Source organism: Exiguobacterium algae, assembly GCF_018617875.1.
Lineage (GTDB): Bacteria > Bacillota > Bacilli > Exiguobacteriales > Exiguobacteriaceae > Exiguobacterium > Exiguobacterium algae.
In genome coordinates, this window is record NZ_JACSKZ010000003.1 from 158,108 (window position 1) to 183,320 (window position 25,213).

General features: G+C 47.2%; 26 protein-coding genes. 8 read left to right on the plus strand and 18 right to left on the minus strand.

The window, feature by feature from the left end; translation table 11 throughout:
- Nucleotides 1-40: 40 nt before the first annotated feature.
- From KNP03_RS09545 to KNP03_RS09570, 6 genes are all read right to left on the minus strand, one after another.
- Nucleotides 41-517 (minus strand): DMT family transporter, encoded by a 477-nt coding sequence (locus tag KNP03_RS09545; protein WP_214828748.1) that lies wholly within the window; start codon nt 515-517, stop codon nt 41-43.
- Nucleotides 518-529: 12 nt separating this feature from the next.
- The gene (locus tag KNP03_RS09550; protein ID WP_214828751.1) at nt 530-1,201 is read right to left on the minus strand and encodes a Crp/Fnr family transcriptional regulator; all 672 of its coding nucleotides are present in this window, start codon (nt 1,199-1,201) and stop codon (nt 530-532) included.
- An 11-nt stretch (nt 1,202-1,212) separates the two neighbouring features.
- On the minus strand, nt 1,213-1,638 hold the full coding sequence (locus tag KNP03_RS09555) for a DMT family transporter (protein WP_214828754.1): 426 nt from the start codon (nt 1,636-1,638) through the stop codon (nt 1,213-1,215).
- Nucleotides 1,639-1,748: 110 nt separating this feature from the next.
- Nucleotides 1,749-2,408, minus strand: coding sequence for a type 1 glutamine amidotransferase domain-containing protein (locus tag KNP03_RS09560; RefSeq protein WP_214828758.1), 660 nt, complete (start codon nt 2,406-2,408; stop codon nt 1,749-1,751).
- A gap of 292 nt (nt 2,409-2,700) precedes the next feature.
- Entirely contained in the window at nt 2,701-3,159 is a 459-nt protein-coding gene (locus KNP03_RS09565) for a hypothetical protein (RefSeq protein WP_214828761.1), read from the minus strand.
- Between the two features lie 55 nt (nt 3,160-3,214).
- Nucleotides 3,215-3,433 carry a hypothetical protein gene (locus KNP03_RS09570; RefSeq protein ID WP_214828764.1) on the minus strand — a complete coding sequence of 73 codons (219 nt, stop codon included), beginning with the start codon at nt 3,431-3,433 and terminating at the stop codon, nt 3,215-3,217.
- Nucleotides 3,434-3,607: 174 nt separating this feature from the next.
- Here KNP03_RS09570 and KNP03_RS09575 point away from each other — a divergent pair, with 174 nt between their 5' ends.
- Complete coding sequence (locus KNP03_RS09575) at nt 3,608-4,447, plus strand: M15 family metallopeptidase (protein WP_214828767.1); 840 nt, start codon at nt 3,608-3,610, stop codon at nt 4,445-4,447.
- Nucleotides 4,448-4,529: 82 nt separating this feature from the next.
- Nucleotides 4,530-4,865: an antibiotic biosynthesis monooxygenase gene (locus KNP03_RS09580; RefSeq protein ID WP_214828770.1), complete on the plus strand. Its 336-nt coding sequence runs from the start codon at nt 4,530-4,532 to the stop codon at nt 4,863-4,865.
- On the opposite strand, the gene KNP03_RS09585 is transcribed toward KNP03_RS09580, so the two are convergent.
- From KNP03_RS09585 to KNP03_RS09595, 3 genes are all read right to left on the minus strand, one after another.
- Nucleotides 4,848-5,549: a CBS domain-containing protein gene (locus KNP03_RS09585; protein ID WP_214828772.1), complete on the minus strand. Its 702-nt coding sequence runs from the start codon at nt 5,547-5,549 to the stop codon at nt 4,848-4,850. The genes KNP03_RS09580 and KNP03_RS09585 overlap by 18 nt on opposite strands.
- Nucleotides 5,550-5,622: 73 nt before the next feature.
- Nucleotides 5,623-7,101 carry an HD-GYP domain-containing protein gene (locus KNP03_RS09590; RefSeq protein WP_214828774.1) on the minus strand — a complete coding sequence of 493 codons (1,479 nt, stop codon included), beginning with the start codon at nt 7,099-7,101 and terminating at the stop codon, nt 5,623-5,625.
- A gap of 114 nt (nt 7,102-7,215) precedes the next feature.
- On the minus strand, nt 7,216-8,958 hold the full coding sequence (locus KNP03_RS09595) for a mechanosensitive ion channel (protein ID WP_214828776.1): 1,743 nt from the start codon (nt 8,956-8,958) through the stop codon (nt 7,216-7,218).
- A gap of 226 nt (nt 8,959-9,184) precedes the next feature.
- Here KNP03_RS09595 and mgsA point away from each other — a divergent pair, with 226 nt between their 5' ends.
- From mgsA to KNP03_RS09610, 3 genes are all read left to right on the plus strand, one after another.
- Nucleotides 9,185-9,598 (plus strand): methylglyoxal synthase, encoded by a 414-nt coding sequence (mgsA, locus tag KNP03_RS09600; protein WP_214828778.1) that lies wholly within the window; start codon nt 9,185-9,187, stop codon nt 9,596-9,598.
- A 44-nt stretch (nt 9,599-9,642) separates the two neighbouring features.
- Nucleotides 9,643-10,503 carry a hypothetical protein gene (locus KNP03_RS09605; protein WP_214828780.1) on the plus strand — a complete coding sequence of 287 codons (861 nt, stop codon included), beginning with the start codon at nt 9,643-9,645 and terminating at the stop codon, nt 10,501-10,503.
- 212 nt (nt 10,504-10,715) lie between these two features.
- A complete protein-coding gene (locus KNP03_RS09610) occupies nt 10,716-11,483 on the plus strand; it encodes a YflT domain-containing protein (protein WP_214828782.1) in 768 nt (255 codons plus the stop codon).
- 40 nt (nt 11,484-11,523) lie between these two features.
- Here KNP03_RS09610 and KNP03_RS09615 read toward each other — a convergent pair whose 3' ends face one another.
- Genes KNP03_RS09615 through KNP03_RS09625 form a run of 3 tightly spaced genes read right to left on the minus strand, consistent with a single transcriptional unit; the run spans nt 11,524 to nt 14,796 of the window.
- Nucleotides 11,524-12,486, minus strand: coding sequence for a 2-hydroxyacid dehydrogenase (locus KNP03_RS09615; RefSeq protein WP_214828784.1), 963 nt, complete (start codon nt 12,484-12,486; stop codon nt 11,524-11,526).
- Nucleotides 12,487-12,522: 36 nt separating this feature from the next.
- Complete coding sequence (locus tag KNP03_RS09620) at nt 12,523-13,665, minus strand: YcjF family protein (protein ID WP_214828787.1); 1,143 nt, start codon at nt 13,663-13,665, stop codon at nt 12,523-12,525.
- Nucleotides 13,666-14,796, minus strand: a complete 1,131-nt coding sequence (locus KNP03_RS09625; RefSeq protein WP_214828790.1) for a GTPase — start codon at nt 14,794-14,796, stop codon at nt 13,666-13,668.
- Between the two features lie 80 nt (nt 14,797-14,876).
- On the opposite strand from KNP03_RS09625, the gene KNP03_RS09630 reads away from it, so the two are divergent.
- Both KNP03_RS09630 and KNP03_RS09635 read left to right on the plus strand, forming a co-directional pair.
- Nucleotides 14,877-15,266 (plus strand): VOC family protein, encoded by a 390-nt coding sequence (locus tag KNP03_RS09630; RefSeq protein WP_214828793.1) that lies wholly within the window; start codon nt 14,877-14,879, stop codon nt 15,264-15,266.
- A 95-nt stretch (nt 15,267-15,361) separates the two neighbouring features.
- Entirely contained in the window at nt 15,362-16,159 is a 798-nt protein-coding gene (locus tag KNP03_RS09635; RefSeq protein ID WP_214828796.1) for a formate/nitrite transporter family protein, read from the plus strand.
- 55 nt (nt 16,160-16,214) lie between these two features.
- Here KNP03_RS09635 and KNP03_RS09640 read toward each other — a convergent pair whose 3' ends face one another.
- The 6 genes from KNP03_RS09640 to KNP03_RS09665 form a co-directional block, all read right to left on the minus strand.
- Nucleotides 16,215-17,687 (minus strand): alanine/glycine:cation symporter family protein, encoded by a 1,473-nt coding sequence (locus tag KNP03_RS09640; protein WP_214828798.1) that lies wholly within the window; start codon nt 17,685-17,687, stop codon nt 16,215-16,217.
- Between the two features lie 258 nt (nt 17,688-17,945).
- The gene (locus KNP03_RS09645) at nt 17,946-18,113 is read right to left on the minus strand and encodes a hypothetical protein (RefSeq protein WP_214828800.1); all 168 of its coding nucleotides are present in this window, start codon (nt 18,111-18,113) and stop codon (nt 17,946-17,948) included.
- Nucleotide 18,114: 1 nt separating this feature from the next.
- Nucleotides 18,115-18,318 (minus strand): YwbE family protein, encoded by a 204-nt coding sequence (locus KNP03_RS09650; RefSeq protein WP_214828801.1) that lies wholly within the window; start codon nt 18,316-18,318, stop codon nt 18,115-18,117.
- A 64-nt stretch (nt 18,319-18,382) separates the two neighbouring features.
- Complete coding sequence (locus KNP03_RS09655) at nt 18,383-18,715, minus strand: hypothetical protein (RefSeq protein ID WP_214828802.1); 333 nt, start codon at nt 18,713-18,715, stop codon at nt 18,383-18,385.
- Nucleotides 18,716-18,762: 47 nt separating this feature from the next.
- Nucleotides 18,763-20,418 carry a glycoside hydrolase family 13 protein gene (locus KNP03_RS09660; protein WP_214828967.1) on the minus strand — a complete coding sequence of 552 codons (1,656 nt, stop codon included), beginning with the start codon at nt 20,416-20,418 and terminating at the stop codon, nt 18,763-18,765.
- Nucleotides 20,419-20,551: 133 nt separating this feature from the next.
- Nucleotides 20,552-21,313 carry an alpha/beta hydrolase gene (locus tag KNP03_RS09665; RefSeq protein ID WP_214828803.1) on the minus strand — a complete coding sequence of 254 codons (762 nt, stop codon included), beginning with the start codon at nt 21,311-21,313 and terminating at the stop codon, nt 20,552-20,554.
- 365 nt (nt 21,314-21,678) lie between these two features.
- On the opposite strand from KNP03_RS09665, the gene KNP03_RS09670 reads away from it, so the two are divergent.
- Complete coding sequence (locus KNP03_RS09670; protein WP_214828805.1) at nt 21,679-25,182, plus strand: lamin tail domain-containing protein; 3,504 nt, start codon at nt 21,679-21,681, stop codon at nt 25,180-25,182.
- Nucleotides 25,183-25,213 lie beyond the last annotated feature (31 nt).

Below are 25,213 nucleotides of genomic sequence, written 5' to 3' on the forward strand. Positions count from 1 at the left end.
CATTACTCATCTGTACCCGTTTCCCTACAAAAATAGCCACTCAAATCGAAGTGGCTTCTGTCGCGGCTTGATTTTTTAAAGCGGTCCCTTGGGATTGTTTGAACACCACGACACCCGTCAACAAGACAATCATGCCAATCACCTGTCCTGAAGATAATGTAATCTGAGGCATCCCGAACGCACCGTACAAGTCAACAAGAAGAGCCCACACTAATTGTGATACCAGGATGATGGAAACGGATAACGTCGGACCCAACAGTTGAATACTTCGCATGACGCAGTACACGACGCCGACACCAAGCAGTCCGCCGAACAGATAAATTGGAGAAAGATCGCTTACTCCACTCAAGTTTCCACCAAATAAAGCGAGCGGTACAAGCGAACCGGCCAAACCGACAATAAAGACGAGAACCGTCGTCGCCCACGCACCTAAATGCGTATTCATTTTGGCATTGACCGCCGCCTGCACGCTAATAAACGCCCCCGCAACTGCAGAGCATATGATTCCAAACATCATTCGCAATCCCTCTCATTCATAAAACATGCCATTTGCACGTTCTTTTAATTTTTCGCTATCGATAATCACGACTTCTTTTCGTGTACGCTGCACTAAGCCTTCCTCGACGAACGCTTGTAACGTTCGATTCAAATGACGATAGCTCGTACCGAGCCACTCGGCAACTTCTTTCCGTTTCAACTGACTCATTTCAGCTTGAAACAGCTCATTCCCGGACTCACTGAGCGAAATCAAATAACCGGCAAGTCTTTCCTCAAGCGTGGACATCAAATGATTGGAGGAGGCATTCGCTTCGATAAACAATTTTTCGGAGACCCCTTTTAACAGATGCTCCGTAAAATCCACGGTACGATTGTAACGGCGAAGCGCCTCAAACGGAATCTTCAAACACGTCACCGTCCCAACCGCTTCCACCGTATGCAACACATTTCGTCCACTCGCGTACTCGATGTCACCAATCAATGTCGGAGCCGCCTTCAACCGAAGCAATCGAAGTTTTCCTTCCTCGCTCAATGTATAGATTTTCACACGGCCTTCCAAGACAACGAACAGCGAGGTGATTGTCTGGTCATTGGAGCACAACATCGTTCCGGATGTATACGTGACAACCGATGAGGCCTCAAGCGTCTCCTTCGAAAATAAATGATCCCACTTCAGTCGTTTCAATGTTTCTATACCGGCCACCCCCTCATTCTTCACGCAAATGTATAAATTCCGATTCCGATGACCATCAAGGCGAGTCCCATGACCTGTCCTGCGTTCACCGGTTTTCGTTTCACACCCAACCACCCATTCACATCAATCAAAAAGGCACCAATCAACTGCGCAACAAGTAAGATACAGATCGCCCATGTTACGCCGAGCTGTTGAATGGCGGTCAATTCACCAAACACAACGAATACGCCGAACAAGCCACCTAAACTATAGTACCAAGGTACACGACGGAAGGCTCCTAAATCTGCATCTCGTTTAAAGAAATAAATCGCCAGCGCCAAAATGAGTCCGACAAAGTGAACAATCGTCACAGACAGCCACGGACCCACTGCATAACCGAGCTTTGCGTTAAAGATTCCTTGTAGCGCGATGAACGTTCCGGATAACACAGCAAAGATAATTCCCATTCAAATCCCCTCTCTTCTCTTCGTCTGACTGTACGAGAAGTAGAAAAGACTGAAAAGGACATATGTCCAAAAAGAGACAACTTCGCACATGGCAAAGTTGTCTCTTAGCATTATCCGAGTAGTTTTACTAGTTCTTTCCCTACTTCCTCAGATGATTGTGGATTTTGTCCTGTCACCAAACGACCGTCGACCGCCACATTCACAGACCAGTTATCCGCTTCTTTAAACTGTCCGCCTTGGTTGCGGAGCGCGGTTTCGAGTAAGAATGGCACGGCTGAATCGAGTTGCATCTCTTTTTCCTCCGCGTCCGTGAATCCAGTGACACGCTTGTCTTTGACAAGCGGCTCATCATTGCTCAACTTCACGTTGACAAGACCGATCGGACCATGGCAAACGGCACCGACGACGTTCCCTTTCTCATAAACGTTTCGAACCACTTGCTGCAGCGTCTCATTTCCCGGGAAATCGACGACTGTTCCGTGCCCGCCAGGTAAGAAGACCGCATCATAGTCTCCATCCGCCACCTGCTCGAGACGAGCCGTGTCTTTTAGAAGATGTTTGGTGTTCAATACTTCTTCTGATAAGTCGCCTTCCAAACTGTTCGCATCGATTGGCACGTCTCCACCCTCGATACTCGCGACGGTGACTTTGTATCCTTCTTTCTCAAACAAGAGATAAGGCACCGCAAACTCTTCTAACCAAAGTCCCGTTTCATGACCATTCGCTAACTGGTTCGCTGATGTCGTGACGATGAGTACATGTTTCGCCATATTGAATTCCTCCTTCAGTAAATCATTCACGCCTCTAGTGTTCCCGTTTCCGCATCACTTAAACACGTGAACACGTTTTTGAAGGGGAAATCCTTTATATTAGCTGGTTCATTTTTGTTATCCGTCTGGCGAATAAACCATTCTATACTAATCACATCTTATGCGAAACCGGGGGACTAAAATGAGGAAACGAATCATGGACTGGGGATTTATCGTTATTGTGTTGATTCTGTTGTTGCTCGTTTACTTTGGGGAGCTGATCCCCACTCTCTGAACAGAAAAAGAGCGAACGTTATTCTGTTCGCTCTTTTTTCGGTAAGTAAGACCACATAACCCCAATCACCATGCAACTCACAGTCAGTAAGAAGAATGTTAATTGATTCATGTAGATGATGTTCGTGAACTGGTTCCAGCCTTCAGAAAAACGAGCATGTTCTGAAGAACGAATTGCAGCGCGTAACGATTCCGCCTGCGTCAAGTTGGTCGTCCAGGATATCATTGCCATGAGGATGAGACCGAGCAAAAGTCCAATTTTCCCTAACGGATGGACAGAAGCCACCACCGTTCTCGTCAAACGAATCGTAATCCATATAAACAGCAGGATGAAGGGCCAGCCGAGGATCAGCACCACCCAATACAAATTCCCCTCACTCGCCGTTCCATCATAGGTCGTCGTCATCACCTCACCTAGCTTAAACAAAATAAACGTGATGAGTGCGACGATAAACCAAGCTTTCATCAACTTTTCCATATCAACACCTCGTCCCTAGTATAGCAAAAACACCATGTGCCGTAGCACCTGGTGTTTATTCTCGAGGACGAATCACATAGTAAATCAAAATGACGAGCCACGTCCAAACGCCCGTAAAAATCCCGATGATCCCGACAATGAAAAATCCAAGCGGAATCATGGAATTTGTCCGATTATAATCCTTCCACATATTCGACAGACCTTTGATGTTAAAGTACAAAAAGGCCAGGAATAGGACGAGCAACAACAGAGGTAATCCGATAATGGCTTCCATACGCTCACTCCTCTCTACGTTCAATGATTCCTTACGTTTATTTTATCGCGTCTCAGCAATCGATACATCAGCCCCCGGTCGTATCCTCCTAAGAACGAGAGGTTGATTTTCGTGTAAGTTTTCCTTAAAGCGGGGAAGGAGTAATGAATTGATTTATAACAGGGGGTTCTGTCCATGAAGATGCTACGAATACTGCTCGTCTGTTTGCTTGTTCTCAGTACCGTACCTGCTGATGCCGCATCGCCCACTCTCAAGAACGGATACACCGTAAAAACCACAAAATTGTACTGGCGCGCCATGCAATCATCTCCTGTCGCCAAAACATTGCGGACGAACGTCCCCGTCCGATATGTGCCTTACAACCGAAGCTGGTCGAATGTGTATATCGGGAGCACGCGTTATTTCACACCTTCTGTCAATTTAAAAGCGGGCATTCCGAAAATGACTTCTTCTGAACGATTGCGTCTCGTCAACAAACAGCATGGCCTCCCGTCTACTTATCGTTCCCCTCAGCTCACGACGTTAACCATTCCTACGGTCTATCAAAAAGGAAGTGAAAAGACACTCATGACCGCCGAGGCAGCATACGCATTGGCCAAGCTGTATTATGCCGGGCGGAAACAAGGGCATACTCTATATGCGCTGAGTGCCTATCGGTCCTATTCGACGCAAAAATCAATCTATAACTACTGGGTCAGTGCCCGCGGAACGTCTTACGCCTCAAAATATGTCGCAATCCCGGGGCATAGCGAGCATCAGACGGGTCTAGCCGTCGATATGACGAGTCGCCGGATGCGTCTCGGTCTTTATGAATCGTTCGACCAATCACCCGAAGGGAAATGGATGCTTCAAAATGCTCATCGCTATGGCTTTATCCTCCGCTATCCAAAAGGAAAAGAACGAATCACGGGCTACAATTACGAACCATGGCATCTTCGCTATGTTGGGGTGAAAGAAGCCACATTGATGAAACAACAGAACTGGACACTCGAAGAATGGTGGCGTAAACGCTAGTTGATCGAGCACCCTTTTCTAAATTTCTTTCGAGCAACGTTATAATAGTGTCGTACTACATGCGGGAAAGGGGATCAATTTCATGTGGATTGTAATGAACCAATTAGATGTTGAAAAAGGGAAAGCGAGCGCCGTCACGGCACGCTTCGAGACAACAAAAGGCATTGAGTCAATGGATGGTTTCATTCGAATGCAAGTACTGACGGACACCACTAACGAGGCGATTGACCGCGTCATCATCATGACAACTTGGCGCGATGCCGGGAGTTTCGAAAACTGGCGCGAGAGTAATGCCTATAAGCATGCCCATAAAAAAAGAGACGACGGCACTTCAGAAGTGAAGCCCATCGTCTTGGGAAATACAGTTACTCAATATGAGGTCGCCATCGAGCACGCCGCTTCAAGCGAGCGCGTATAACACATCCTGTGGCCGGATGATGCCGAGTAACGGTTCATTCGGGTCGCCTGATTCGGTGATGAGAATCGCATCATAGCGTGTCCCTTCTTTCATGTGGGTGAAATGATGCTGCGCCTCAATAACCGTTGCCTGCTTATGGATAAAGCGATACCGATGAATATGTGGGTCGTAATGCAACACGTGTTTCACACGCACACCTTTGAGTGATAAGTTGGTGCCGTCGACCGTTTCGGCGAGCCAACTGGTCACTCCTTTTTTTGTGAGCAGTCCACGCCACGTTCCATCTGCGTGATAAACAGGAAATTGAGAATAGTTGTTATCCCGGATTTCGCGTAAGACGTCGGTCAAAAAGTCTTCCGACTGAAATGTCGTTACGGATTTTTGAAATAAGGGAATCACGAGACGAGGATGCAATAATTCCTTTTCAATCTCCAAAATCAATTTCACAATCGATTCGTGGGGTTCTGCGATAATGAAGTCCGGCTCCCGGCGTTCATGCACAATGGCATTTCGCAGTTGACTCATCTGATGTAAATCTTCTTTGTACCGCTCAATGATCGGATTATGTTTGGATAATCGATTCACCATATTACTAAAACTAAAATGCTGACCGTCCCCCATTTCACGGCTCAAATAATCCTCAATCCGATGATAAGATGCAATAAATTCTTCAGCTCTACTCATAAAGATGTCCTCCTTAACGGTATTTTTATACCCATTTAAAGAGACTGATGACACATTAAACTTATATTATTCGCTATGCAGAGATTGCGTCACGGCGCAATTGTACAAACACATCAACAAAATCTGCATCCCACTGTGTACCACGACCACTTTCTAAAATCGCTAATGCTTTTTCCATCGGCATCCCTTTACGATACGGTCGATCGGATGTCATCGCATCGTATGCATCCGCAATCGCCATAATTCTTCCGAACAAGGGGATGTCCTCTTTGATTAGACCATCCGGGTATCCTTTTCCGTCAATTCGTTCATGATGTGATCGGACCCCTTCTAAGATCGGTTGTAAGGACTGTGGGAGCGTGACTTGATTTAAGATATTTACTCCAATCGTTGGGTGCTCTTGAATCTGCGAAAATTCGGCGTCCGTCAATTTTCCTTCTTTCAGCAATACGTCATCACGAACACCAATCTTTCCAATGTCATGTAGAAGTGCTGATTTGTTTAACAGCTCAATGCTAGCCTCAGGAAGATTTAATGCACGAGCCAGTTCAGTAGAATATGTCGCTACCCGCTCAGAGTGACCTGCTGTGTAAGAATCACGTGCATCCAATGTCGCGGCAAAGAGAATAAATAAACTGTTTAATAACGCCTCGTTCTCACGCTCTCTCTCGTTTACATTCTGCACCATTTGATTGAACCCATGAATCAGTTGAGAAAACTCGTCGGAATAAGGGTTGTCGATTGTCTGTAATTGTCCGGAATCGATTCGGGATACTCCCTCGGACAATATCCCGATCGGACGTTTGATGTTGTCATACAGCAAGAAGCTACAAAAAACCGCAATGCCGACAATCACGATTAAAATCACAAGTGCCCATTTCCAATAGTCGTCTGTTTGACTAACCGAAGAAAGTTGTACACTGGACGCCAACATGAAAAGCATGACGGGAAAGACTCCTGTAATTAACAGGCTAATCAATAACTTTGTCCGGACACTTAGCGATTGATAAGTGGGGTGCATGGTTTGTTGGGGTGAGGATGACTTCATTTTTTGTAAATGGATCATTAGCGGTTCGACTGAACGTACCGTCAAAAAGAATTCAATCAACGCATGTAAAATCGCAATCATAACCGCACCAATAGATGCGAGTCCGATGAGACGGTACGAAAGATCGAGCCAGCCGTTTTGAATAAACAGGACTGTCAAACTGATAGCAGGAACAGACAACCCTAACAAGTGGGGACCAAGAATTCGTCTCACGGTCAGAATCGGAAATCGACTTGCTTGATCGTATGCTCTTTGTAAAGTTTGATTTGATGGCTTGCTTTCAAGAAATGCAAGGTGAATTGGACGTACATGGTGACGATACATGATTAATTCGGCAGTAATCATCACCATACCTGAACATAACATGATTCCAAATAGCGAAATCACTTCCCGTTGCGATAAATTGAGCGTCTGGAAAATAAAAACACCACCTACGCCAAATACAGCAAGTGTGGATCCTACAATATAATTGATAACAAGCGTACGCTGGAATTGCTGAAACATATACTCACTCCCGACCTTCGATGACCTTTCGTCTTACTTTTAATATCGACCATTCCAGATCAAGCCTTAATAAAAACGGATTTCCGTATAGGAAACCCGTTTTTATTCAACCTTTTATCGTCGTGAGGAATCGTCTGAATCATCCATCGAACGGTTGTCCGGATCCGGTGTAATGTTTTCGTGGAACGGGTTTGGCTCCGGTCCTTCCACATTCGAATCATGTCCAGACTGTTTCATGTCTTGTTTTGCTTGTTCAGCATCCTGCTTCGATTGTTCAACGCCTTGTTTGGCCTGACGTTTCGCAGCTTCTGCTTCTCGATTCATTTGTTGCTTCTCTTGCTCAAGTCCCTCTTTCGAGACTTCCGTCTGATCGATCCGCTCCTCCGCTTTTTTCAAGTAACGAGCGGCTGTTTCACGACCTCCGAGTCCGAAGGCGAGACCGAAGGCAAGCGCCACAGCCCCAAGAATAAGAAGGAACGCCGTATTTACAATCATCGGTGCCACACCAAGTTGGCTGATTGCCATGAAGAATGCGAGACCTAGGATGGCATATTTTGCGACGTATCGGAGGATACTCGGTTGTCCAGCACCATCCACGAGAACGCTTCCGACAAGGCGTTCTGCCATGTTGGCAAGCCAGAAGCCGACCGCCAGGATGAGGATGGCCGCGATGACCATCGGCAAGTACGCGAAGATGGCTGTCGCAAGTGACGCCATGAAATCAAGATTCGCGACTTGAAGCGCTTCTGAGACGAACAACAGGATGACGATGACTTGAACGATTACACCAATCACTTGTGCAATCGACATCGAAGAAGCCCGCTCCCCGAAGCCCATTTTGTGTGCAAGTGAATTGATACCAAGGTTTTCAAGTAGCGACACGACCACACCTTTTAGCCATTTCGCTACAAACACCCCGACTAAGATCAAGACAATCGCGACCAGAATGTTTGGTATCATCGCCAAGACATCGTTCAGCATCGCAATCGCCGGCTCTGAAATCCCTCGAATATCAAGTGCTTCGAGCGCTGAAATGGTGACCGGAATCATGATCAAAATAAAGACGATCGTTCCAATCGCTTTTGCCAGGCTCGACCCTTTCACGTAATCTGCTAAATGAAACTTCTCAGCCAGTTGATTCAGCCCGGCTGCTTCCAGGAATTTCGTTAAAATATCCCGAACGATTTTCGCTACGACATACCCGATTGCAAAGATGAGGGCTGCCGCCACAAGTTTTGGAATAAATGCGAGGAAGCTGTTCAACAAGTCCTCAAAAGGACCACTTACGCCCCGAAGTCCAAGTGCATCCAAAACAGCCGGAAGTGCCAACAATAACACGAGGTAGAAGACGATATTCGCGACCGTATCAACCCATTTCGTCTGATTCACACTTGTTGAGTCTTGTCCCGTCTTCTCCATTAACTTGCTCAAATTCAAGCGGTGACCCGCCATCTGAATTCCTTTTTTCAGTAACGTTGCGATAATCCAGGCTACGAGCAAAATCAGACCTGCTTTAATCACACCAATGATCAAACCAGAGAACCCTTCATAAATTTGACTGAACGGCTCCGTGATTGCCGGAACGTTCATAAATTCAAAAATAATGAGGAAAGCGAGCAGTAATACGCCAAAGAAGACGACTTTTCCTATAATGCGTTCAGGCGTCCACTTCGTCCCTTTCCCTTCTTCCTTTTTAATCCCCGCGCGCTCATCCAGTCGCGCTTTCTTCATTACTTTTCGCGTGAAGTTCTCCAAAACTTTTGCCAAAATATAACCGACTACAAGAATAACGATTGCTAGCAAAAGTTCCGGCAACCACGACATAAAACCATCCCAACTATACGTCGTATTGTTCATCCACTTGTCCTCCTTTATTTTTTTATTGGCATCATGCAGTGACAGTGTCTATAAGTTAAATACCTATATTTCAAAACCATCAAACCTAAGGCACCTTTTGTCCGCGATTGTTCGAATTCATTTTTATGATTACAAGGAAACGGGTACGATAGTAGAGAAAGAAATCGTGTCAAACCGATTAAAATATGTTACGAATACACTAATCGTCATTTTAGGAGGAATCGAAATGAACATCGCTTTGATCGCGCACGACCAAAAGAAAGATGATTTGATTGTTCTCATCAAGACGTACGTCCACATTTTGGAGAAACATCAATTGTTCGCCACCGGGACGACCGGTAAAAAAATAGCGGATGCGACCGGTTTACCCGTCCATTGTTTTCGTTCCGGTCCTTTAGGAGGCGACCAGGAAATTGGTGCGGCTGTGGCTCGAGGCGAGATGGATATGATCATCTTTTTCCGTGATCCATTGACCGCTCAGCCCCATGAACCTGATGTGAGTGCATTAATGCGCTTATGTGACGTCTACTCCATCCCGCTCTCGACCAATATGGGAGGCAGCGAGATTTTAATCCGTAGTATTGAACAAGGCGATTTTGATTCTCTCAAGCTATCTCATAACGACGAGCCTCCTGCTTGAATGACAACTAAAACGAAAGGAGGGGACTCCTTCTGGAACCGAAAATGATTCACGACCCTCATTTACAACAGTTTTTTAACCAAGTTCGTACACGATTGATCGAACTGCTCGATGACGAGGCAGAAGCAGATCGCCTTCTACTGGCACTCGCCGGATACATCAGACAGGCTGAAAAGAGCGGACAATCATTGGAGGGGCTTCTTAGCCAAGACCCGAATGAATATGCGCGTTTTTTAATCGAACAACCGACAACGAATGAAGAATACCGTCGCCGTTATCACGTTCTCATCGACGCATCAGACGATTTGAACGCACAGGAGAAAACGCAAGCGAATCGCGAATTCGATTGGGCGGTCAATCAACTCGATGAGGCCAATTTGTCGTTGCAGGAAATCGAAGTTCGGGATGTGGCATTTTTGGCCTATACGAAGATTGAGGCGATGAAGTCGTCACGCACGATTTGGAACCGATTCGGCTGGCTCCTTGGTATGGTTTTAGCGTTCGCCTATGCAAATTTGTTGCTCGTGGTGGACGATTTATTCAGTGGCCGATTGTTCAGCGCCCCGACGACCACATACCCGGTAGACTACTTAGGATTCCTGCTACCCGTCTTGTTGACAGGTGCGGTCTTCGGATGGCTGAGTCGATTCCGTCATCACGTCCACACAATCGGACGGCGAATTGGATTTGTACTTCTCATCATTGCCGTCTATACGCTGTTCGTCCTGGGCACTCATCCCCTTTTATACGCACTTCAATGGTCCTTTGTGATTCAATTGACGCCGGTTTACGGGCTCATCCTGCTCGCAATCAGTGGGTTTATGGCAATGTGGACGTTAATTGAATTCGTATGGAAAAGTACACGGTGTGCGCTCGGAGATGAACCCCTCAAGCTCTATTATTAAGACGCCTCTCCCTTTCGGAGATGGCGTTTTTTGTTTCAATCGATTCAATAACGGAAATTACTTATAGCGTGACGATTCGTTTTCATCACATTTGATAAAGGGGGAATGGAATGAGTGTGAACACGGATCCAAGTGAGGACAGGCTACACAACTAGAGAAACTTTAAGGTTCAAAACGTAGCATCGTGATCGATATAAGGAGGAATGTTCGTAATGAATGAGAAGCGATTTATTAGTATGCATGACACAGAAAGTGCCGCAATGGGGAAAATCGAAGAGTTACGGGCAAAAGGCTATCACGACTCACACATTTATGTCGTGACCAAACACGAGGACAACGTTTCTATTTTACGACGGGATACCGATGTGCACACCGAAGCCACTTACCACGGGAATTGGTTCGATAAAGTTCGCGCCTTCTTGAGTGGACATGAGGACGTCCATGCCGGATTAAAAAGCATGGGACTAAGCGAGGATGAGGTCAAGCGACATTACGAAGATGTCGAGAACGGCAAAATCCTGATTTATGTCGATGAAGAGTTTGAACATCGTCATAATGAAGGCCTGGCTGTCGATTCAAAACCTTATCAAGACTACAATCCTGACGGAAGTTATGTTGACTCCCAAACATCTGACGGGTTAGAGGTTGATTCTGAACCTTTTAACAAGCCAAAAACAACGGGTACTGACTATCCAGGAAGTCATTCGACAGGTGACGTGGAAATTGATGGAGAACCTAATAATGAACCGAAGTCCAAGGACTCCAGTCATCCGGGACATCATACAGCGGATGGGTTGGAAGTAGATTCAAAACCCTATCAGGAGTCGAAGCCGATTGACCCGAATCGTCCTGTCGACCCCGAGCAGGAAAAATTAGATGAAGAAACAGCACGGAATGAACGAGAGAAGAAACTTCGAGGGTTGGATGACAGAGCCTACCGCAATGATGTAGAGGACCCGGACAACGTACGACGCTTTTAATAAAGATGCACCAGGTCTAACTTGACCCGGTGCATTTTTATTAGGTAACTCGATTTTTCGGTTCTCTTCCTTCCAGCACGTTCGCAATCGCCTCTCGATTCATCGCCATCATCGCAAGACGTGTTTGAATCGACGCGCTGCCGATATGCGGTAGCGTCGTGACGTTCGGAAGCGTCAACAACGGATGATTCAAGTCAATCGGTTCTTTCGCAAACACATCCAACCCGGCTGCCCAAATCCGGTTTTCTTTTAGTGCCTCATACAGCGCTTGCTCATCGACCATTTCCCCACGTGCGACATTAATCAAAATCGCCGTTTTTTTCATTTTGGCGAGCTGTTCCGCGCCAATCATTCCTCGCGTCTCCTCTGTCAACGGTGCAAGTAACACCACGAAATCGGATTTTTCCAGTAATCCGTCCAAATCGGAATATACAAAACCGAACATCGACTCGGACTCGTGACGTCTCGTGCGATTGTGATAGAGAACGTTCATATCAAATCCGCGGGCACGCCGTGCGACCGCTTCTCCGATTCTTCCCATCCCGATAATCCCAAGCGTTGCTTGATGTACATCCATCCCGACGTACCCCATCGGTAGCCAGGATTTCCATTCACCTGCTCGTAAATCCCGTTCTGCCTCTCCGAGCCGACGTGCTGTCATCATCATGAGTCCAAAGGTGAGGTCGGCCGTCGTCTCTGTCAGAACATCCGGGGTATTGGTGACGATGATTCCCCGCTCTCGAGCCGCCTGTAAATCAATGTTGTTATACCCGACAGCCAGGTTTGAGATGACCTCCAACTCGGTCGCCCGTTCAAACACCTCTTCGTCGATTGTGTCACTGAGCATCGTCCAAAGTGCATGAACCGATGCAACCTCTTCTAATAAGACGTCCCGCGGTACACTCTCTCCCTCCAAGTCCCACATTCGCACATCGAACTGTTCACGTAATGGTGCGACTGCTTCCTCGGGTAATCGGCGTGTGATGTAAATCCGTTTTTTCATCGTTTCCCCTCTTTTCATTCTCACTTATCCAGGTCGTTATGAGGTGCGATCTGTCTCTGGATTTTGCTTTAAAAACTTTTCAAATAGTGTACTGAAGTCTTGATTCAGCAACTGTTCAATCGTTTTTGAGGAATCCATGGCATTTCGGTAAGCGACTTCATTGATCGCCAATCCAATCGCCCAGGTGATGCCTGATGCTACCGTTGCATTGATGACGCCCGCTGCCGCATTCGCACCGGGGAAGAATTTCAGCACGTTCAGCAGAATCGTTTTGGATAAGGTACGCCCGATTTGTGGAATGATCGTACTTCCAATCAAGGTTCTTAACAGTTCATCGCTCGCATTGATTCCCCAGTATCGGAATAAATGGACACTCATCGTCACTTGGATCGGTGTTAAAGCAATCGCATCTGCAAACGGAAGCGGTACCGCAGCCGCTGTTCCGGCACTCGCCACATATCCGGAAATGATACGCTGCGCTTTTTTCCGTTTCAGATCCAACATCGCTTTACTCTCTGCCCGTATTTCCATCAACAGCCCTTCTTGCAGGGATCCATCCAATTCTTCGACCGACCAACGGATTAGACGCTCCCAATCCAGGTATTGCTGGAACGCCTCCTCTTCCAGTAATTCTTTGGCGACACTCACTTGAAACACGGAATCGTCCGAGATGACATCGTTCAGTTCTTGCCGAAGCGCTGTCAACTCCTCGAGGTCCACCTGATCAATCTGAGTGAAGACGACCGCAACAGACGTCCACTCGCTCAATCGCTTGATTAAAGACCGGTCCAGTGGTGTGACCCGCTTCGTTGAGGCGTTAATCGTATACCAGACGAGATGAATACGTGCCGCGGCATCTTTCGATTGTGCCGATTCGACGAATCCAATGACTTCCTCTTCGTAGGCCCGCTGCCGTTCGCTTCCGATTTCATATCCTTCACTGTCATATAAGATAACGGCGACATCATCACTTTTGTACTCATGGATGCCTCGCGTGACCGGTTCACCGGCGGCCACTTTTGTTAAGTCCCGACCAAAGACATGATTGACGACCGAACTCTTTCCGGCCCCCGTTGCCCCCGCAATCAAGATGTTCGGTTTCTTCACATTCCCGCGTAATCGTTCCAGTTCACCCGCTAAATCGTAATCGCTTAAGTCAAATCGTTTTCCCGTCGCCACTCAAATTCCCCCTTCTGGATTCAGCGTCTGACCAAGTCGACGCATTTCTTTTTCAAACCCTCTCCTTACATCCTCTTCGATTGTCTGACGAACTGAATCATATTGCTGCGCTACAGCCTTTTTTATCCCCCGTTCGGCGGTTCGTCGTTTGAACGCCCAATAAATAAAATGCACCACCGGAATCATCCCGAGCACCATTTTACGAATGGTTTGTTGAAACGAATAGTCAAATCCGAGTTCCACCCGTTTGGTTTTGAATAGTTGATCACGCTGCTGTCCGACCAATGGGTACCGTTCCATTAGTTGAATATAATGCAGTACGCCTTGAGCCATCGCGTCTTCCGTGGTGAGCGCCGCCTGTTCAAGCGTTTTAGACAGGTCTTTCTCAATTTTTCGAGCTTTCCAGCTAATCATGGCTTGGGGAGTCAGCATGCGGATGGTTTCTGCAGATTGATTGCTTCGATCACGCCACGCTTCGACTTCTTCTAACAAATGATTCGTCAAATTGATTGGCAGTTTCCGTTCAATGTCTCTCCAAAGATTCGTTCGATTCCGTTGCCAGACCGCTTCATAACCGCTCGTCGGGACGACTTGTCCCGTTAGTAACTTTTTCTCCACACTGTTTACCCGAATGATGGAAGACTGGTCAATCGGTAGCTCACGGATCAACACCTGCTCCATCGCATTCGCTTTTTCAATGCTCATTTCGTTTTCCGCATTAAAATTCGTCAAAATAATCGTGACGTTACTCCCTTTTGCAAATAGCGGTTTTAAGATGGACTCGATTTCGTATGCTTCAACCCGACCTGACTGTACAGACAGCAAATAGTATATGGTGTGAAACCATTCTGATATGTCGAGTGCCCCTTCCCGTTCATTCACCGTCGCCAGAACAGATTGGTGCCACTCCTCAGACCGATCCGCCTCCAGCCCCCATGTATCATAGAAACGAAACAAAATGCCCCGCTCGAGGTCATAATAATCATATTGATGGAGTCCTTCGTCTGTCACCGGACTCCCTGCTCGTGATTCGGCGACATCGTGCCCGTAGATATAGTTGATGAACGCACTTTTACCGACCCCGGTCTTCCCGGCAATCAAGATATTGGAGACGAGCCCTGTTCTATCCATATGCTTCCCCCTGACTTCGTTGTATAGTTCAATTATACAGAATGGACTGTTTTCAAACGTCCATCGAAAGGAGGATTCCTATGATCCACCATGTCGAATTGTACGTATCTGACCTGGAAACGAGTATAAACGCCTGGGAATGGCTACTCTGTGAACAACTTGATTACACGCTCTATCAGAAATGGGAAGAGGGTAGAAGTTATCGTTTCGGTGACACATATATTGTGTTTGTCCAAACGGAGCAAGATCACCTTTCCCCACCCTATCACCGAAAAAAGACCGGATTGAATCATTTAGCGTTTCACGCAAAATCGATGACGCAACTTGAAAGCATCCGTTCACAGCTTACCTCACACGGCTTTCAGGAGCTCTATTCTGACCGGTTCCCTTACGCCGGCGGACCAAATTATACGGCTCTTTACTTCGAAGACCCGGACCGAATCAAGGTCGAACTCGTGGCGACGATGTGAACGAACGTGTGAGAACTTCTTAAAAGTTTGTGAAAACGATTGCAAACTTTTATCCAAACTCCTAGACTGAAAGGGTCTAAAAGGAGGTTTTCTTGATGGAAAAACAAGTGATCGATTATATGGAAGAAGCCGCGTATAAAAAATCTTCAATGCTTCATCACTCATTTCGTCAATACGTACTCCGGTCAATCATCGCCGGATTTTTAATCGGAATCGGTGTCGTCTTTTCCTTCACGGTCGGAAATATGTTTATCGACGTACCCGGCACGATGTTGATTGCAGGAGCGAGTTTCTCTGTTGCACTCGTCTTCATCGTTTGGATGGGTGGAGAACTATTTACGAGCAACACAATGTACTTATTCACCGGCGCGAACCGTGGTCGCGTTTCTTGGAACGACTTAGCTAAGATATGGAGCGTCAGCTGGCTCGGTAACCTAGTCGGTGCAGCCCTACTCTCTCTTCTTGTCATCGGAGCACATAGTATGGGTGAGGTGTCCAGTGAGCATTTACTCGCCGTCGTCGCAGCCAAAAAAATGAGCGGTGACGCGCTCGCAATTTTCTTAAAAGGAATCTTGTGTAACGTCCTCGTCTGTATCGCCATCTTCATGCCGCTCAAGACGCAAAACGATGTCGCCAAAATTTTATTAACAATGATTCCGGTCGTCGTCTTCTTTGCTGCCGGGTTCGAACACTCGATTGCAAACATGGGCGTTTTCGCACTAGCTCTCCATTACGTCCCATCGGATCTCATCAACTTTGGTGGCGCAATCCACAACTTGATTTTTGCGACGCTTGGAAACATTGTCGGTGGCGCGCTATTCGTTGCCGGAAGTTATCTCTATTTAAACAAACCAGATACCGAGACGATCAAACCGATGCGTCAAAATGCATAACATAAAAAGACAGGGACCCCGATGCGCAGGGTCCCTGTTTGTTGCTTTTCACGTATTATGATTTTGAAGTGTCAGCTGCTGCCGCTTGGACAGTTCCTTGTGCCACTTCGTCTTCTTCCACGTCCCAACATTCTGTGTTCTCAATTCCGAGTTTACGAGCTGAGAAGCGTGGGTTGAGTCCTTGTGCACGTTGGTCTTCGTAGTCTTTGAGGACTTTGAAGGCGACGCCACCGAGCAATGTGATTGCCGTGATGTTGATCAATGTCATCCCTGCCATGAAGAGGTCGGCAAGGCTCCATACAAATCCGAGACTCGAAACGGCTCCGATGAAGACGAAAGCCATTGTTGCGAGACGGAAGCCAAAGACTGCTTGTTTGCTCTTCTTGATGAATTCGATGTTCGTTTCACCGTAGTAGTAGCTTCCTGCAATCGAACTGAAAGCGAACAAGAAGACGCTGACTGCGACGAATGCTGGAGCAAGTGCTCCGATTTGTTCCGTCAATGCGTTTTGAAGAAGAACAATCCCTTCACCATTACCTGAAGCATAGCTGTCAGAAAGAAGGATGATTGCTGCTGTCGCCGTACAAACGATCAACGTATCCAAGAATACACCGAGTGATTGAAGGAAACCTTGTTTCGCAGGGTGTGATACTTCAGCTGCTGCAGCCGCGTTTGGCGCAGAACCCATACCAGCCTCGTTCGAGAAGAGACCGCGACGTACACCGTTCGAGATAGCAGCACCGACTGCACCGCCGACTGCTTCATCTAAACCGAATGCACTCTTGAAGATCATAGCGAATACTGCTGGAAGTTCAGCGAAGTTCACGACAACAACGTAAAGTGCGATGACAAGATAGAGCACGGCCATAACTGGAACAACAACGGCCGAGAAGTTCGCAACACGTTGAACACCACCGAAGATAACGAGACCTGTGAGAACAACCAAGATTGCCCCACCAACTGCAGCATCGATACCGAACGCATTGTCAAACGCTGCTGCGATTGTGTTTGATTGAACCGAGTTGAAAATAAGACCAAATGTTAAAGCGATGAGAATCGCAAATACGATACCAAGTGCGCGGTTGTTCAAACCTTTTTCGATGTAGTAAGCCGGACCGCCACGGTATGCGACGTCATCTTTTACTTTATATACCTGAGCGAGTGTACTCTCGATCATCGCTGTTGCTCCACCGAGGAGGGCGACAATCCACATCCAGAATACTGCTCCTGGTCCACCGAGTGTAACGGCTACTGTGACCCCGGCAAGGTTACCAGTACCAATCCGAGTTGCGGCACCGATGAAGAATGATTTCATTGGTGTGATGCTCTTACCATCTTTTGATGGAGTTACGTCTGATTTATCCGTAACAGCTCGGAACATTTCTTTTAAATAACGGAATTGAATGAAACGGGTTTTTACCGTGAAGTAAATCCCTGCTCCAACGAGTGCGACGATCAAGACGTATGTCCATAAGATGCCATTTAAGAAATCGACGCTACCTTGCAATAAATTTTGTACAGCTTCCATAGAATAAGTTCCTCCCTGTTGTGTGAATCTAAAGTTGAAGATTTTTTATGATCTCTTAGTTTTGAATTATACAAAGATTCTGACAATTTGCAATATTTTTTTTACAGGTTAGTTCACTTTTTCTTCACAAATTAACATGCATTATTCCCTATATACCAACGATTAAAACGCTTACATAAATTTTTAAAAAATTTTTATTTCTTTATTTTTTCTGCCACACGAATTTAAAAACAGCCACTCATCGTGAGCGGCTGTTGATTAAATACCAGTACGTTTCTTCTGGTTATTCGGCTTTTTCGTCAACTGACTCGTCAACGGTTTTTGCTTCGTTCCATGAAGTCCTGTTGGTACTTTCGTTTGGTTTTGCTTTTTTTCAGCGAGCTTTTGCTTCATTGCCTCTTGCAAACTTAATTTCTTTTCACTCATATCATTCACCCCCAGCTTCGATCACTTTCACACGACCGACCTGTCCATCGTTCAAGCGTACTTTGATGCCATGTGGATGCCGCGGCGAGTTCGTCAAGATATCTTTGACGACCCCTTTCGTTAACTTTCCACTGCGTTGATCTTGTTTCAAGACGATTTGGACGTGGAGTCCTGGGCGAATGTCCGCACGTTTTGTTCCATCCATGCCCGTCACCCCTTTTCATTTAGTCATCCTCTATCATATGCCCTTTTCCCTTATTTGTCACAGCCTATTCCCAGAGTCCGACTTGGCGAACGGCTGTCGTCAGATAACTTTGATCGGTCTCCATGCTCTTTTGACCGTCACCCGGGAAGAAGGTCACTAAAACTTTTCCCCTTCGAAGTGTCACATCGAGGACCGTCTGCCCTGTCCGGTTTTCTAAGCGTGCTTTCCCTTCCAACCGTTCATAAGCCAGCATGAGGTCTTGACCGAAAATCAGGTAGCTTTCAATCGGCACCATCTCGATGGAGTGATGAATAGAAAGGATCAGCGTCTCCCGATTTGCTTCGAGGATGACGACTCGTTCCGTCGTATCCGCATTTTCAAATTCAATGATGTGCATCCAATCCCTCCTGAAAAGCACCTTCCGAACGGAAGGTGCTTACTGATTCAAAGACGATAGAGGCGTGCTGCATAGGGTTTCAACATGAACGTCTCCGTGTCAATCGACTCCGGATCCATCTCATTCGTCAACACGAGCGTCGCCGTGGCGATGTCAGCTAACGTCACTTCGGCCGGGTTGGCCGTCATGTTGACGACGATCATAAATCTGTCGTTTTCGAAAGCCCGCTCATACACAAACGCCTGTGTGTGTTCCGGCAGGACGTCACGGTAGCTTCCATAAGTGAATGTTTTTTCTGAACGGCGAAGACGGATCATCGCTTTATAGAACGATAGTACTGAATGCGGATCATCTAGTTGAGCGGCTACGTTCAACGTTTCATACTCTTCATGAATCGGCATCCAAGGTGTTGCTGTCGAGAACCCGGCATGTGGGGAAGCGTCCCATTGAATCGGGGTCCGCACGTTATCGCGCGACGTTCCCCATACTTGTTGCATCGAGTCCGTCTCGCTCATTCCATTGGCAATCCGTTCAAAATACTCGTTTTTCGTCGCCACGTCATCATAATCATGAATCGATGGAAGCGGAACATTTTTCATCCCGATCTCTTGCCCTTGATAAATGAACGGTGTGCCGTGCATGAAGAAATACATCATCCCGAGTGCTGTCGCACTTTCCCGCCAGTAATGATTCTCGTCGCCAATGAGCGATACAGCCCGCACCATGTCATGGTTTTCGATGTAGAGTGCATTCCACCCTGTCTCGAGCAAGCCTTGCTGCCACTTGTCGAAGACTTGTTTTAGCGCCACGACATCAAGTGAAGACAGTCGTGAACGGCGCATAATGTCGACATGATCGAAATGGAACGCCATATTCATCGCACCGTTCTTCGGTCCCATCCATAAATCGGCTTCTTCCGGCTCAATCCCATTTGTTTCGCCGACAGTCATAATGTCATATTTCGCAAACGACTCACGTTTCATTTCCTGGAGGTAGTCGTGAATGCCATCGATATTCGAATACATCGAGAAAGCTGTGACATACGGTTTCCCTTCCGGAGAAGGCAGCATCGTATCAGCCGGCATTTTTTTAATATGACTGATTGCATCGACACGGAAGCCATCCACCCCTTTGTCGAGCCACCAGTTGATCATGTCATATACTGCCGTGCGAACTTCAGGGTTCTCCCAATTCAGGTCCGGTTGTTTCTTCGAAAAGACGTGCAAATAGTATTGGTCCGTCTCTTTGTCGTATTCCCAGGCCGATCCCCCAAATATACTCGCCCAGTTGCTCGGCGGCTCACCATTCTTGCCGTCCCGCCAAATATACCAGTCGCGTTTCGGATTATCTTTTGAGCTTTTTGATTCTGCGAACCATGCGTGTTCGTCAGACGTATGGTTGACGACAAGGTCTAACAACAGCTTCATCCCTTTGGCATGAACGGCTTCGAGCAAGGCATCAAAGTCCTCCATCGTACCGAATTCATCCATAATATCCTGATAGTCGCTGATATCATATCCATTATCGTCATTCGGGGATTTATACATCGGACAAATCCAGATGACATCAATCCCAAGGTCTTCTAAGTAATCCAGTTTATCGATGATGCCACGAAGATCGCCAATTCCATCTCCGTTAGAATCGTTGAAACTACGCGGATAAATTTGATATGCGATGGCTTCTTTCCACCATGCACGGGCCACTTCAGGTTGTTTTGTCTGACTGAACGTCGTTTCCATTTGACGCGCGCCTCCTACAGTAAAGGTATTGTTCTAGTCTTACAATAGCATTAGTGCAAGCGTTTGCAAAGAATTCAAAACATAAAAAATGCAGTCGTCAGACTGCATTTCGTTGAAGCGTCGAAACTTGTTCACAGAATGTCCCGATCAGCATGGCCAGATAGTTCTTATCATGATCCATCGTTGCCACATGGTATGCATTTTGTAGCACCGCATATTGTTTCGGCGTTTGAATTTGTTCATATAACCAAATCGAGTCTTCCGGGGGGACGACATTGTCTACGGCCGAATGAATGACGTAAGTCGGGACTTGAAGTTCCTGTACACGGGGACGAATTTCCTGAATTAACGACAACAATTCGCGAATCGCTTTCGTCGGAACGCGGTCGTAGATGATCTCATAAACATCCTCGGCCAAAAGGTCCGGTGCATCTTCGTCAATGAATCGACAAGTCGTCTCCGCCTCATGGCAAGCATATCCCGGTACAGACATGGCTGCATTAATGGTCACAATCGCATCCACCTTGTGTTCCAATGCGGCCTTGATCGCCAGAAGACCGCCCATCGATTGTCCTGCAACGATGACGGTGTCACACGTCTCCCGCAATCGCTCAATTCCCTCCACAACACTTTTATACCAACATCGATTCGTCGAACATTCAAAATCTTCCGGAGCGGTCCCATGACCCGTGAGTCGGGGGGCGTAGACGGTAAACCCTCGTTCCATCAAATCGATTCCTACGTCACGCACACTTTGCGGGGTCCCATTAAATCCATGACACAGCAAAACGCCGGTTTCATTTCCTTCGAAGAAAAATGTTCCTGCCCCAGGAATGACAGGATAGATTGTCTCTTTCATGAACGCCTCCTAAAAAACAAACTTAACATATAAAATTAGTCAACATTAAAACAGTGTAGAATTTATATGTTTAATCGTCAAGTTTAAAAATCCCATTCACCTTGTAATCAAAATGTAATCATAACTTCGTGTTTAGACGATTGAGTTCCGACGTCTGCTTGGTTATGTTTAACATGTAGTCGAAAAGTTGGAAGATGGTTTCGCTTTCTTTACAAGAGATGAAAGAATCCACATAAATTTGTGGCAAGTCGTTTAATGTAAGCGCTACCATTTTGTTTTAGACGTAAAGGGGGCACGTCTATTCGTTAATAGGTACAGCGAACGGGGCACTTGTATCGGACTTTTAAACTAAGGGAGACAAGAACATGGGGAAACAACATGCACGTTCATTCAAGAAAGCGACCGGTCTCGCATTATCTGTCGGACTGATTGCCGGCAGTATGACGCCGCTCGCGACAACTGTCCAAGCTGAGGGGTTACTGGACGCAACTGATTTATTTATTTCTGAATATGTGGAAGGGTCAAGTAACAACAAAGCGATTGAGTTGTTCAACGGAACGAACGCGACGATCGACCTTTCCGCTTACACAATCGAATTGTATTCAAACGGAGGCACCACTGCAGGGAACACGTTGAATCTGACAGGAACGTTAGCACCCGGTGCTACATACGTCATCGTAAATGGCAGTGCGTCTGACGCATTAAAAGCAAAGTCGAATACAACGAGCAGTGTGACCAACTTCAACGGGGATGACACAATCATATTGAAAAAGGGCGGAACGGTCCTCGATGTATTCGGGCAACTCGGATTTGACCCGGGATCAAAATGGGGTACAACTGTCGCTACTGCCGAGCAATCGCTTATCCGTAAAGATACGGTGACACAAGGTGACAGTGATGGCAGTGATGCCTTTGACCCAACGGTAGAGTGGACTTCGACACCGCAAGACACTTTCGATAATCTCGGGAAACATACATTCCACGGCGTCGAATATGGGGATGGTGGCACCGCTGAACCACCTGCACCGGTCACGCCGATTTCAATCGCAGATGCACGGGCCACTGCAGAAGGCGAAAACGTCACCGTCAAAGGGGTCGTCACAGCCAAACTCGCCAATACGATTTCGATTCAAGACGCAACGGGCGGTCTTTCAATTCGTCCGACGTCCCTCGCGGTCAATGTCGGTGACGAGATCGTTGTCACAGGCGTTGTCGGTTCGTACCGTGAACTTCTTCAATTGAACAGTGCCGTCGTCGTTTCAAAACAAGCAGCGACACTCCCAGCAGCACAAGTTTTGACTGGGGAACAAATCAATGAGGACGTCGAGTCGGAACTCGTAACCGTTCAAAACGTCACGCTCTCGGGCAGTGGACAAAACTTAGTCGCGACAGACGGAACGACGGACTTCATCGTTCGGGACGAGCGCAACATTCTTGATTTGCAGACAGACGTGAACTATTCATCGATCACGGGAATCGTTCAGCAGTTCGATGATGCCTATCAAATCATCCCACGCGACCCTTCCGACACGTTAATTGACACGTCGGTGCTCCGCCCTGCTGTGGCGACACCAGGCGCTGGCGTATTCATCGGACCTCAAGACGTCACGTTGGCAACGACGACGGCGGATTCAGAGATTTTCTACACGTTAGACGGTTCAGATCCGAAAGTGAGCGGGACACGTTACGAAGCACCGATCCATATCGATGCGTCAACGACTTTAAAAACAGTCGTCAAAACGGGCGAAACGTTCAGTGCTGTCACGACTTACGATTATAAAATCACAGATAAAATCCGGATCCATGATATTCAAGGTGCTTCTCATACATCTCCGATGAACGGACAAACAGTAGAAGGTGTCGAAGGCGTCGTCACATCGACGTTCGTCTCGAGCGGGACAACGTATTACTTCATTCAAACACCGGATGCAGAAGCGGATCAGGACGCACGGACCTCGGAAGGAATCGTCCTTTACGGCGGACGCTCGATTGCCGGAATCCAAGTCGGTGATTTGGTCAAAGTGAAGGGGAAAGTCAGCGAATACGCCATCGAAGGGTATAGCGACCGTCAACAAACAGATATGAAGATGACAGAACTCGATGTGCGCTACGGGTCGGTCGACGTGCTTCAAAGCGGTGTCACCCTCCCCGCTCCGATTACGATCGATGCGTCGAACCTGCCGACGGAATTCATCGACAGTGACAACCTTGCTGTCTTCAATCCGGACAAAGATGCCATCGATTTCTGGGAAAGCCTCGAAGGCATGCGTGTCGAGACGAACAACTTGAAGTCGGTCGGACCACAACAATACGGTGATTTAGTCACGGTTCTTGAAGAAACGCCGACGGAAACATACAACGGCGGGATTTTACTCAAGAAAAACGATCCGAATCCTGAGCGTATCCAATTCCGATTGGAACCGAATGCAGAGGCGCGTGATTTCGACGTCGCGACAGGCGACCGCTTCAACGGCCCGATTGTCGGAGTCGTCAGTTATTCGTACGGCAACTATAAAATTCAAGCTTCTCTCGAAGAGATGAAAGCCGCCTTCGTGAAGGGCGACGCTCAGCGCGAGAAGACGTTCATTCAGGCAGAAGAAGATCAATTAACGATCGCTTCATACAACTTGGAGAACTTCTCAAACAACGTCAAAGAGACGTCTGACGAGAAAGCGCTCAAATTGGCAAAAGCATTTGTTGAAGAGTTGAACAGTCCGGACATTATCGGAGTCACAGAAGTACAGGATAACAACGGTCAAGATGCTGGCGACTCTTCGGCTGACCAAAGCTATCAACGCTTAATCGATAATATTGTCGCGGTCGGCGGGAAGACTTACAAATACGTCAACATCGACCCTGAGAACAACCAGGACGGTGGAGCTCCAAACGCCAACATCCGTGTCGGATTCCTGTACGACCCGGAACGCGTCTCATTGACGGAAGGAATGCCTGCCGGTGATGCCACAACGGCTGTCGGCTATGCGGATGGCAAGTTGACGCATAACCCTGGCCGCATCGATCCGACAAACCCGGCATTCGACAGTTCTCGTAAGCCGCTTGCTGCACAGTTCGACTTCCAAGGCGAAAACGTCATCGTCATCGCGAACCACTGGAACTCAAAAGGTGGAGACACCGGGTTCTTCGGTTCACAACAACCGGTCATTCTCGGCAGTGAGGTTCAACGTAAACAAATCGCACAAGTCGTTCATAACTTCGTTGCCGACGTGAAAACGAAAAATCCAGAGGCGAACGTCGTCGCACTCGGTGATTTCAATGACTTCGAATTTTCAGAGGCGCTTCAAATCTTTAAAGGTGATTTGATGACGAACATGGTCGAAAAAGTTCCTGCTGTAGACCGTTATTCCTATGTCTATCAAGGAAACTCGCAAGTACTCGACCACATTCTCGTTTCGAACCACCTTGCCGCCTCAACGAAAATCGATATGATTCACGTCAACTCCGACTTTACAGAAATGTCAGGCCGTGCAAGTGACCATGACCCGGTCCTCGCACAAATCGACTTTACTCCTGGTCCTGAATTGACACGCTATACGGTTGAGAACCACCCTGCTGCACGCCTTGTCCTTCAGGACGATTTCATCGGGGTGACGATCGGCAGCGGGACACACTTCAAAAACGGAATCTTCGTACGCGGAGCTTACACGGAATTGACAGGTGACGCACTCAAAGATGTCGTCGTCCAGGTCAAACCGAAACAGGCTGGTGCCGTGATCGACTTTGACGGAGCTGTGGTAAAAGAAGTCATCGTAGATGGAGAGAACCTCGCTGAGATTCATGGAGCGAAGAACGTCCAACGAATCACCTATGCAAAAGGGGCAACCCCTTCATCGGTCGTCATTAAAAAATAACTTTTGGACCGCAGACAGATGTCTGCGGTTT